Below are 11,286 nucleotides of genomic sequence, written 5' to 3' on the forward strand. Positions count from 1 at the left end.
TTGCCGTCGCGGGCTCATACATGAACGATGCACGAAGCGTACGAAGGATATGTAGACGCTTGACCTAAGAGCGACACACGCATGGTCGAGGAACGATAGAATCCCTCAAATACATCCTGGCTAGCGGCGGCTCGATGGAGCCGCACGCTGCCAATGCCTGGTGTCACCACCAGCCGTAGGCGTAGCCGGGATAGGAGTAGTAATAGCTCGGATAACTCCAATATGAATTATAGGTCGGATAGCTCCAATACGAATTATAGGCGGGATAGCCCCAGTACGAATTATAGCTGGGATAGCCGTAGTACAGGGGGTAGGGATAATCCCGACGCGCCCGATAGCGCACGTCCGTCGTCACGGCTGGTACCGCCGCCTTGATCAACATGCCGTTGATCGGCGCAGCAGACGATTTGGCCGTAGCGGCCACTGCGAGAGGAACGGCAATTGCGAGTGCAATCGCGAGCCTGTGGACTTGAATCTTCATGGAAGCTCCTGTTCGTGTTAGAAGTGAGTATCCACCAGGCGACAATGATCGAGCAGGCTGCCTACAGAAAGATTTCGGAAATCCGGAATTGCGTTACGTGGGTAACGACCGCGTTGTTCTTGCGCACGCAGGTCTCTGGATCATGCGCTCGACCGGCCGTTCATGCGCCTCGGGCGTGGAGTCTCCGCAAGCATCCGTGACGATATAAACTTCATAGCTTCAATCCGGCAGGCCCGAGCAAGCCGCCTGCGCCGCAGCACTCTTCAGATCATGCGTGTCACGAGCGGAATCTTTCGCAGCAGAATAGTTGCGCCCCAACTGATGAAGAGCGTGCCCAGGAAGACGATCGCGAACTTGGCAAACACCGGCGATGCCGGCTCGTAGACGAGATATTGCAACCAGATCAGCGGGACGAAATGCACGAGATAGATGCCGTAGGCCGAAGGCCGCATCGCATCGAGGAACCGAAACTGCGATCGCGAGAAGCGCAGGAACAGCGCAGGCACCGTGAATGTCATCGCCGCGTTGAACATCGCAAAGGCCAGGCCATAGGCGGTGTGCCACCAGAGCGGCGGTGAACGGAAATCCGGCAGTACGCTGTGATGCACATAGACCAAAAGCAGGATGACGCCGTAGAACGCGAGCCCGCAAGTGAGCCATAGCATCCAGCGTTTCGCCACCTCGCCACCCTCCACCAGCATTCCGCCTCTCAGACTGATGGCACCGACCGCGACGCCGGTGAAGAAATAGCCGGCATACAGCAGGATGCGGCTGGTCTGGATCGGCAGCGGATAATGGCCGGGCACCAACCAGGCGGAATCGCCGAACGTCAGGCGCAGCGGCAGATAGATGACGATCGAGAAGATCAGGAACGAGGCGAAGGCCATCAGCGGCCGCTGACGGAAGCCGTCGACAAACCGCCCAAGCGCCGGGATCGCGAGCGGTGCCACCGCCCACAGCAGCGCCGCGATCGCATCGAGCGCAAGCAGCACCCACAGGAACCAGGCCGACCCCGACGACCATGGGCCGACGGTGACCATGTGCCAATAGAACTGCGGGAAACTGAACTCCGTCAGATAGTAGCGATAGTAGGCGATCGGCATCAGCACGAGGATTGACACCAGATACGGGATGCCGAGCCTCCAGGCGCGGCTGCCGAGGAAGTTCGCCGGCCCCCTGCGCGTCAGGCTGTCGTGAACGAACAGGCCCGAGATGAAGAACATGCAGGCCATGAAGAAGCTGTCATTGAACAGCGCGATGAGGTCGAAGCCGAGCCATCGCATCCGGTCGCCGCCAATGCCGAAATAGGTGTAGTTGATCACGCCGTGGTACAGCACCACCAGGAAGGTGATGAAGGTGCGCGCACGATCGAGCGGAACGATGCGTGTCCCGGTCGTCACGGCCAGCTCGGTGCCATCGGACTTCTTGAGCATCGGCCCCTGCGTGTAGCAATGATGCTGCTTGGCTGCCGCGGCAAGCCACGACAGCGACACAACCATACACTGTCGCTTCAGGGAATCCGATCAGCTATGGCGGCGTGATGCGTTCACGCCCGCTTGATCGGCTGCGGGGTTCGGATTGCTCAGCCCGCAAAATTTTTCTGAATCGCACGATCGAGTGTTTCGCTGCCAAGAAAGCGCTTGCGCAACTCCCGCTTCAGCAATTTGCCGCTCGGGTTCTTGGGCAGGCTGTCGACGAAGACCACGCGCTTCGGCACCTTGAAATGCGCCATCTGGCCGGCGCAGTGCTGAATGACGGTCTCCTCGTCCAGCGTTTCGCCATTCTTGACCACCACGATCGCGGTCACCGCCTCGATCCAGCGCGGGTCCGGCAGGCCGACCACCGCGACTTCGGAGACCGCCGGCAGCCGATAGATCATCTCCTCGACCTCGCGGCTTGCGACATTCTCGCCGCCGGTCTTGATCATGTCCTTGACGCGATCGACCACGGTGACATGCCCCTCCGCATCGACGGTCGCGAGATCGCCGCTGTGGAACCAGCCGCCGGCAAAGGCAGCGTCCGTCTTGGCCGGATCATTGTAGTAGCCGGACAACAGATGTGGCGAGCGGTGGACGATCTCGCCGACCTCGCCCACCCCGACGTCCTCCATGTCGGCATTCACCACGCGCGTCTCGACGTTGAGTGCGGGCTTGCCCGCCGATCCGGCCTTGCGCAGTTGATCCTCGGGCTTCAGCACGGTCGCGAGCGGCGCGATCTCGGTCTGGCCGTAGAAATTCCAGAACTTGACGCCCGGCAAACGCCGCTGCAATTCGAGCAGCACCTCCACCGGCATGATGGATGCGCCGTAATAGCCCTTTTGCAGGCTCGACAGATCGGTCTTGTCGAAGGCCGGCGAGCGCAGCATCGCGATCCAGATCGTCGGCGGCGCAAAGAACGCGTTGATCCTGTGGGCTGCGATCAGCGCGAGGATGTGATCCGGCACCGGCTTTGCGGTGATCACGTTGGTCGCGCCGAGATAGATGCCGGGCCCGAGGAAGACGTCGAGCTGTGCGCAGTGATAGAGCGGCAGCGCGTGCAGGATGGTGTCCTCCGCCGCCATGCCGCCGTCAATGATGCAGCTCACATACTGCCACATCACGGCTTCATGGGTGAGGACGGCCCCCTTGGGTAGCGACTCCGTGCCGCTGGTATAGATGATCTGCGCAACGTCGCGGCTGTCGACGGAAGCCGTGAGCGGCGAGGCGTCAGCGGCAAGCAGGTCCGCAAAGGTTGTGATGTCCCTGGGCGGCTCGGCGGCATCTTCGCCCGGGAGCCAGATCAGTTTCTCGACCGCCGTACCTTTGGCGGTCGCGGCACGGCCGGCCTCGATGAGATCGGGGCCGACGGAGAGCAGCCTGGCGCCGGAATTGGCGAGGATGAAGTTGATCTCGTCCGGGTTCAGCATGAAATTGATCGGCACCATGATGGCGCCAGTCTTGGCGAGCGCAAAGCGCAGCGCCGCGAAGGCCTGCGAGTTGCGCGACAGCACCGCGACGCGATCGCCCTTCTTCACCCCGAGACCGCCAAGGCCACGGCCAAGGCGATTGCAGATCGCGTCCATCTCCGCATAGGTCCAGCTCACGTCGCCGCAGATCAGCGCCGTCTTGTCGGGATAGCGCCGGGCCGAGCGGCGCAGGAGATCGCCGATGCTCTGCTCGCGCGCCTTCTGGATAGTCGTGGTGATGTCTGCGGTCATTTTTCCCTCCCTGAACGTCCGCCGTTTCTTGCTGGTTCGGACGACGTCTTTTCGGTTCTATTTGCGCCGAACCGCCTTTGCGTGCTCCATGTACATATGCTCGACCGACCGGTCGAGGGATGCAACCCGCTCGAAGCCGCGGCGCCAGTCCTGCAGGTGACGCCGTATCCACTGCGCGCCCGCCGCCTTGTCGCGGCGCCGGATCGCCTCCAAGAGATGGCGATGCGCCTCGATCAGGCGCGAGGCGCCCTGCGGGACATGGCTCACGATCATCTCGGTGGTCGGAAAGAACAATTGCGCGGCCGGCTCGCGCGCGAGCTGCAGCACGCGGTTGTGCGAGGCTTTCGCCATCAGCACGTGGAAATCCGCGTCGCACTCTGCGAGCGCCGCGGGATCGGCGATGACCTGCTCGCTTCGCGCCAGATTGCCCGCGAGTTCGGCGATATCTTCTTCGGTCGCACGCTCGACCGCGGATTCCGTGCTCGCGACCTCGAGCGTCATCGACGCTTCAAACAATTCGCGGAACGTGACCTCGTGGAGCACCAATGCACGGCTGAGCCGCGTTGCGAGCTTGTTGTAGCGTGGCAGACAGGCCTGCAGGCGGCGGCTGGAATCGCGCCGTAGCAGCCCACCCTCTTCCAGCACCCGGATCCCCTCGCGCACCGTCGAGCGGTTGACGCCAAATTGCCGCACCAGTTCGTGCTCGGTCCCGATCGGGTCTCCCGGCTTGATCCGGCCGCTGACGATCTCGCGTTCGATCGCCTCCGCCACCTTCTGGTAGGCGGGCGCGACGTCGATCCGTCGAAACAGCGGTGAAGCGGGCAAAGGCGGCCTCAATGTCGGTTGTCCGACAAAGTAGCTTGGCCGCGAGGACGCGTCAATTCGACGGCCTGTAGACTGCTGATGCCAGCACAGTTGACTTCGCCGGAACCCAAATCTACTTTGTCCGACAAACCGATAAAAACACGGAGGAGACCCCCATGAAGCCCATCGCAAGGATGGTGTCGACGGCTTGCCTGTTGTCGGCGCTATTGATCGCACCCGCATCCGCGCAGCAGCCAGCCGCAACACCGCTGAAGATCGGCGTGCTCACCGATTTCTCGTCGGTTTATTCCGACATCGGCGGCGCGGGGAATCTCGAAGCGACCAAGATGGCGATCGAGGAGTTCGGCGGCACCATGTTCGGCAAGCCGATCGAGATCGTCTCCGCCGACGTGCTGAACAAGCCGGATATCGCAGCCTCGATGGCGCGCAAATGGTGGGAGAACGAAGGCGTCGACATGATCATCGATCTGCCGACATCCGCCACCGCGCTCGCGGTGATGGAATTGTCCAAGCAGTACGAAAAGATCATGATCGTTACGGACGCCGCAAGCTCCGACATCACCGGGAAATCCTGCGGCCCGTACGTTGCGCACTGGACCTACGACACCTATTCCAATGCCCACACCGTCGGCAGCGCCATTGTCAAGAACGGCGGCGATAACTGGTTCTTCATCACCGCCGACTATCTGTTCGGCCATTCGATCGAGCGCGACACCGGCGACGTCGTGAAGGCGGCCGGCGGCAAGGTGCTCGGCAGCGTCAGGCATCCGCTCAACACGCCGGATTTCTCCTCCTTCCTGCTGCAGGCGCAGGCCTCCAAGGCCAAGATCATCGGGCTCGCCAATGGCGGCGGCGACACCATCAACACGATCAAGCAGGCCGGCGAATTCGGCATCGTTTCCGGCGGGCAGAACCTCGCCGCGATCGTGATGTTCATCTCGGACGTGCACAGCCTTGGGCTGAAGCTCGCGCGGGGACTGATCGTCACCGAGGCCTACTACTGGGACCTCAACGATCGGACCCGCGCCTTCGGCAAGCGCTTCTTCGAGCGCATGAAGCGGATGCCGACAATGAACCAGGCCGCGACCTATAGCGCGACGCTGCACTATCTCAAGGCGGTGCAGGCCGCGGGCACCAAGGAGACCAAACCCGTGATGGCCAAGATGCGCGAAATGCCGGTGCGCGACGCCTTCACCGACAACGGCGTGCTGCGCGCGGACGGCCGCATGGTGCACAGCATGTTCCTGTTCGAGGTGAAGAAGCCCGAGGAATCCAAGGCGCCCTGGGACTATTACAAGGTGCTGGCCGAGGTGCCCGGCGACCAGGCCTTCCGCCCTCTGAAGGACGGCGGCTGCCCGCTCGTGAAGTGAATTTGCGTTTTGCCTGCCCTACGCGCAGGGTGCCAATTGATGTGCCCTCTCCCCTTGTGGGAGAGGGCTGCTCCGGCGCCGGCGACGAACGCGCTGTGGTGAGGGGTTGCCTCCACACAAACTCTCCAGCGTTCGTGGAGAGAACCCCTCATCCGGCGCGCATTGCATGCGCGCCACCTTCTCCCACAAGGGGAGAAGGGAAGAGCGCGCCGGGCTGAGCGGAGGATGGGCAATAGCGCGTCCATCGCGGCTCATGCCTTGCCATAGTCGTAAAAGCCCTTACGGGTCTTGCGGCCGAGGTAGCCGGCGTCGACCATCTCCTTGAGCAGCGGCGCCGCGCGATATTTCGGATCGTTGAAGCCCTTGTAGAACACGTCCATCACCGACAGCATGGTGTCGAGCCCGATCAGGTCAGCAAGAGCCAGCGGGCCGATCGGGTGGTTGCAGCCGAGCTTCATGCCGGCGTCGATCTCCTCGGCGGTGGCGATGCCCTCCTGCAGCGCGAAGATCGCCTCGTTGATCATCGGGCACAAGATGCGGTTGACGGCAAAGCCGGGGCTGTTCCTGGCCGTGATCGCGACCTTGCCGACGCGCTTTGCAAACTCTTCCGCCTTGGCGAGCGTATCGTCCGAGGTCTGCAAGCCGCGGATCAGTTCGAGGAGCGCCATCACCGGGACGGGATTGAAGAAGTGCATGCCGATGAAGCGGTCGGGACGGTCGGTCGCGGTCGCAAGCTTGGTGATCGAGATCGAAGATGTGTTGGTGGCGATCAGCGCCCGCGGGTTCAGCGTCGCGCTGAGATCCTTGAGGATCTTGAGCTTCAGTTCCTCGTTCTCGGTCGCCGCCTCGATCACGAGGTCGCAGGCAGTAAGCTTGGCCTTGTCAGTGGTCGCATTGATGCGCCCAAGCGCGGTGTTTTTATCGGCCTCGGTCATCTTCTCCTTCTTGACCAGGCGGTCCAGGCTGCTGCCGACTGTTGCCAGCCCGCGCTGCACGGCGGCATCCGAGATATCGACCATCACCACCTGAAGCCCGGCAGCCGCGCAGACCTGGGCGATGCCGTTGCCCATAGTGCCCGCCCCAATGATGCCAACGGTTTCGATCATTGCTCGTATCCTTCTCGTAAAACGCGCAGGCCTCCCGCCGGCGCACATAGACGGTTGCAACGACCAGCCGGCCGCCGCCGAAGCCCATGGTTAGCAGGGCCACGCGTCCAAGGATACGGTCCAGTTTGGCTGCAGACGCAACCGGCGCCGGTCCAGTCGGGAGACGAATGCGACTGCTCAGCAGCAGCAGGGCCCGCGGAGCTGGAGATCGGTCTGGTCGGGCTTCGGCTTTTTCCCGAGCGAGTCGATCGTGTAGCTATTGGCGCAATATTCGCCATGATGCACGGCGGCGGTTCCGGCCTCGAGCTCACGGTTGCAGCGGGATTTCTCGATGCAGAGCGCGCATACCCGCCTCATGTCGTGCAGCACGCCGGGCTCCTGGCGCTTGATGGCATCTTCGTCGATTCCGAGCGCCTTCAGCATCTGCGGCAATTCGTCGGCACCGTGGCGCCCGCGGACAACCAGCGTCTCGAGCTCGGCCGGCGAGATGCGGAGATCGTGCGCGACCTGTTCGGCCTCCGCGGCGCTGAGGTTGCGGATTTCGCCGATGTCGCGGAACCGGTCAAGGAAGCCCGCCAGCTTGCCGATCAGCCTGCCCGCAATCGATTCCGTCTGTGTTGCCGATGCCATGACACCCTCCCGCAGTCCTGGTTTACTATCGGGCCGCGCAGAGCCGTCGTCATTGCGCCAGATCAAACGCCGCGGCGCGCTGCCGAGGGCCCCGGCGTCCTCGGCGTTTCGTCGTCGTCGGAGATCGCCCGCCAGGCTGCGCCTTCGAGATCGTCATACTGGCCGTTCTTCAACGACCAGAGGAATCCGAGCAGTCCGAACACCCCGAGCAGCAGCGCCAAGGGCACCAGGAACACGATCACTTCCATCACACCTTCTCCTGCCGCACCCGACGTCCGCGCAGCGCGTTCAGCATCACCAGGATCGAGGAGCCCGACATCGCCGCGGCCGCGATCAGCGGCGTCACGAAGCCAAGGATCGCGATCGGCACCGCGAGGAAATTGTAGCCGACGGCGAGGTAGAGGTTCTGCCGCATCAGCCGCAGCGCTTTCCGCGAATAGTCGACGGCCGCGATCACGGGCGCCAGCGGCTTGCCAAGGAAGACGAGATCGGCGGTCGCCTGGCTCAGATGCGCAGCCGAGATCGGCGACATCGAGACATGCGCGGCCGCCAGCGACGGCGCATCGTTCAGCCCATCGCCGACCATCATCACCTTGAAGCCCTGCCGCTTCAATTCCTCGATGCGCGCGATCTTGTCGGCCGGCGTGACGCCAGCGCGCCATTCCGGAACGCCGAGTGTGTGCGCCGCAGCCCGCACCGCGGGCTCGCGATCGCCTGACAGAATCTCGACCGCGATGCCGCGCTTCTGCAGCGCGGCAACGGTCTCGCGCGCATCCGGCCGCAGGCCCTGGCGCACCGCGAACGCACAGCGTTTCTCGCCATGGGCAAACGCGACCACCGACGCCTCGGGATCGCGGCGCAGGATCTCGTCCGCGAGATCCTCTGCCCCGCAGAACGACGGACGTCCGAGCCTGACATCTTCGCCGCCGAAGTTGCCGCGCACGCCCTGCCCCGGCTCTTCCGTGACGCCGGGCAGCGGCGACTTCGCGCCGGCCGTGCGCGCCAGCGCCGCGGCAACCGGATGGTGGCTTGCCAGCGCGAGCCGGCCTGCCAGCGCGAACACATCGGCGGACACGGCCGCGGAATTCACCACATCGAGCTCGGGCAAGGTCAGCGTTCCCGTCTTATCAAAGATGATGTGGTCGACCTCGGCGACCCGCTCGATGGCGTCGCCCGAATTGATCAGCACGCCGGCCCGGAACATCGCGCCCGCGGCAATTGTCTGCACCGTCGGAATCGCGAGCCCCAGCGCGCAGGGACAGGTGATGATGAGAACCGCTATCGCGGTGATGATGGAATCGTGCAAGCTCGCGCCGGCGATCAACCAACCGATCATCGTCAAGAGCGCAGTTGCATGCACCACCGGCGCATAGAGCCGCGACGCACGATCGGCGAGCTGCACATAGCGCGAACGCGCCTGCACGGCGTGATCGAGCAATCGCTGGATCTCCGCCAGCAGCGTACCTTCGGCCGCCGCCGAAACGCGGATGCGTAAGCCGCCGGAGATGTTGAGCGAACCGGCATAGACCGCGCTGCCGGCTTCGACCGCTGCATGCCGCGTCTCGCCCGTGATCAAGCTCTGGTCGATCTCGGACCGTCCGTCGATCACCGTGCCGTCAACCGCGCAACGCTCGCCGGGCCGCAGCAGCACGATATCGCCAGCTCTTATTGCCGCGGCCGGCACGACCGAAATCTCGTCAGGTCCGACGAACTTCGTGGCGGTCTCGGCCTTCAGTGCGGCGAGATTGCCGGCGACGGCCCGGGTCCGCCGCCGCATGCTCTGGTCGAGATAGCGCCCGACGAGGAGGAAGGTGAGCAGCATGATCGCCGCATCGAAATAGGCGTGCTCGGCATGTCCGATGGTCTCGACAACGGACATGGCGAGCGCCAGGATCACGCCGATGCTGATCGGCACGTCCATGTTGACGTTGCCCGTGCGCAGCGCGTTGAAGGCAGAGCGAAAGAAGGGCTGGCCGGCATAGGCGGCTGCCGGCAATGCGATCAGCGCCGACATCCAGTGGAAGAAATCGCGCTGCTCCGGCAGCATGTCGCTGACATTGCCGGACCACACCGGGATCGACAGCATCATCACGTTCATGGTCGCAAACGCCGCAACCCCGAGGCAGCGCAACAGGAAGCGCGAGTTCTCGACCTCGGCGGTCTCAGCGCTGACCGTCTCGAACGGATAGGCCTTGTAGCCGAGCTCGGCGAGCCGATCGATGAAGCGCGCAGGATCGAGCGCGCCCTCTTTCCATTCCAGCGCCACGCGGCGGTCGGTGAGGTTGACGCGCGCCAGCGTCACATCGGGGATCGCCGAAAGCCCGCGCTCGATCTTCGACATGCAGCCGGCACAGCTCACGCCCTCGACCGCGAGGTCGATATGCGCCAGCCCCGAGCCGAGGTGTTTGACGTAGTGCGAAAAGTCCCGTGTCGCCTGCATCATGCCCTCTTAATTCAGCACCACGCGGTTCCGGGATAGGAACACGCGGCGCCCCTGAGCTTCGCTTTCCAACACCAGGTCCCATTGCCCTGGCTCGATCGCGCCGCCGCTGCCGCGATAGCGGCCGCCGCCGGCGTCCGACAGCTCGATCGCCTGATCGGCGCGCCGGTCCGTCGGCCGCTCCAGGCGGGAGGTGAATTGCAATCCAGTCAACGGCCTGCCATTGCCGTCGCGCGCTTCGACTTCGAGCGCCGTACCGCCATTGGCATCGCGCGCGAGATGCGCGTCGACCTTCCAATTGCGGGCGTCCTGCTCGCGGGCAGCAGCGATCTCCTTCTCATAAGCGAGGCTTGCCGCGTAGGCGCTGTCGACGTCAGTGCCGGGCAACGTGAGCGTGGCAAGCTTCATCATCGTGAAATTGACGCCGATCACCACGCCGAAGAACGCAACCAGCATGACAAGCACCTTGCTCCCGGTCAGCGGCTTCGGCGATGCACTGGCTCTGCTCATGACAGCTCCACTTCTTGTTATGGCGCAACGAAATTGTCGGTGGCGGAGGCGACTTCACCGAGACCGATATCGGTGACGCGGAATTTCACCGGGATCGACTTCTCGGGATTCCTGTCGGACGGCGCGGTGACCAGCACACGCAACTCGGTGGTGCCATCCCGCCCGAGCACGATCATCGGCCGGTCGGGCGTGATCGAGTCGACGCCAACGACATGGAGCTTGGCATCTTGCGGGCCATCGACGTCGATCGCCACAACGCGGTCGAAGCCGCGCTTGTTGAGGAAGCGGATCGTATAGGCGTTGCGGATCGAGCCGTCGCTTAGCTTCACCGCGACCGGGTTGCGGTCGTGCAGCACGTTGAGGTCGAGCAGCGAGCGCGTCGCCAGCGTGTAGACCATGATCCCGCCGACCAGCGCTATCATGATGGCATAGATAACGGTGCGCGGCCGCACGATGCGGTAGATCGGCGGCTTGCCTTCGATCCGGCGCTGGATATTGATGTCGTTGTCGTAGCTGATCAGCCGCGTCGGACGGCCGATCTTCTTCATCACGTTGTCGCAGGCGTCGATGCACAGGCCGCACTGGATGCAGTCGAGCTGCGGCCCGTTGCGGATATCGATGCCGGTGGGACAGACCGCGACGCATTGATAGCAATCGACGCAGTCGCCCGCGTGCTGGCCGAGTGCGCGCAGCTCGTTCGCCTTCTTCACCGACATGCGCTTTTCGCC

General features: G+C 63.6%; 11 protein-coding genes. 1 reads left to right on the forward strand and 10 read right to left on the reverse strand.

Annotated features, from left to right (window positions below; all coding sequences use genetic code 11):
• Window positions 1-163 precede the first annotated feature (163 nt).
• From J6497_RS08175 to J6497_RS08190, 4 genes are all read right to left on the reverse strand, one after another.
• Complete coding sequence (locus J6497_RS08175) at window positions 164-481, reverse strand: hypothetical protein (RefSeq protein WP_225703738.1); 318 nt, start codon at window positions 479-481, stop codon at window positions 164-166.
• Window positions 482-744: 263 nt separating this feature from the next.
• On the reverse strand, window positions 745-1,980 hold the full coding sequence (locus tag J6497_RS08180; RefSeq protein WP_225703739.1) for an acyltransferase family protein: 1,236 nt from the start codon (window positions 1,978-1,980) through the stop codon (window positions 745-747).
• Between the two features lie 83 nt (window positions 1,981-2,063).
• On the reverse strand, window positions 2,064-3,677 hold the full coding sequence (locus J6497_RS08185) for an acyl-CoA synthetase (RefSeq protein ID WP_225703740.1): 1,614 nt from the start codon (window positions 3,675-3,677) through the stop codon (window positions 2,064-2,066).
• A 57-nt stretch (window positions 3,678-3,734) separates the two neighbouring features.
• Window positions 3,735-4,502, reverse strand: coding sequence for a FadR/GntR family transcriptional regulator (locus tag J6497_RS08190; protein ID WP_225703741.1), 768 nt, complete (start codon window positions 4,500-4,502; stop codon window positions 3,735-3,737).
• Between the two features lie 155 nt (window positions 4,503-4,657).
• On the opposite strand from J6497_RS08190, the gene J6497_RS08195 reads away from it, so the two are divergent.
• Entirely contained in the window at window positions 4,658-5,872 is a 1,215-nt protein-coding gene (locus tag J6497_RS08195; protein ID WP_225703742.1) for an ABC transporter substrate-binding protein, read from the forward strand.
• A 251-nt stretch (window positions 5,873-6,123) separates the two neighbouring features.
• Here the strand turns inward: J6497_RS08195 and J6497_RS08200 are convergent, their stop codons facing one another.
• The 6 genes from J6497_RS08200 to J6497_RS08225 all read right to left on the reverse strand — a co-directional run.
• A complete protein-coding gene (locus J6497_RS08200) occupies window positions 6,124-6,978 on the reverse strand; it encodes a 3-hydroxybutyryl-CoA dehydrogenase (protein ID WP_225703743.1) in 855 nt (284 codons plus the stop codon).
• A gap of 177 nt (window positions 6,979-7,155) precedes the next feature.
• Complete coding sequence (locus J6497_RS08205) at window positions 7,156-7,608, reverse strand: hypothetical protein (protein WP_225703744.1); 453 nt, start codon at window positions 7,606-7,608, stop codon at window positions 7,156-7,158.
• Window positions 7,609-7,670: 62 nt separating this feature from the next.
• Window positions 7,671-7,856 carry a cbb3-type cytochrome oxidase assembly protein CcoS gene (ccoS, locus tag J6497_RS08210; RefSeq protein WP_225703745.1) on the reverse strand — a complete coding sequence of 62 codons (186 nt, stop codon included), beginning with the start codon at window positions 7,854-7,856 and terminating at the stop codon, window positions 7,671-7,673.
• A complete protein-coding gene (locus J6497_RS08215) occupies window positions 7,856-10,048 on the reverse strand; it encodes a cation-translocating P-type ATPase (RefSeq protein ID WP_225703746.1) in 2,193 nt (730 codons plus the stop codon). The genes ccoS and J6497_RS08215 overlap by 1 nt, the downstream gene beginning before the upstream one ends.
• A 9-nt stretch (window positions 10,049-10,057) precedes the next feature.
• Window positions 10,058-10,558: a FixH family protein gene (locus tag J6497_RS08220; RefSeq protein WP_225703747.1), complete on the reverse strand. Its 501-nt coding sequence runs from the start codon at window positions 10,556-10,558 to the stop codon at window positions 10,058-10,060.
• A 17-nt stretch (window positions 10,559-10,575) separates the two neighbouring features.
• Window positions 10,576-11,286 (reverse strand): FixG Ig-like domain-containing protein (locus J6497_RS08225; RefSeq protein ID WP_283844401.1); only part of this gene is annotated, 711 nt, incomplete at its 5' end.

This window comes from Bradyrhizobium cenepequi (assembly GCF_020329485.1).
Taxonomy (GTDB): domain Bacteria; phylum Pseudomonadota; class Alphaproteobacteria; order Rhizobiales; family Xanthobacteraceae; genus Bradyrhizobium; species Bradyrhizobium cenepequi.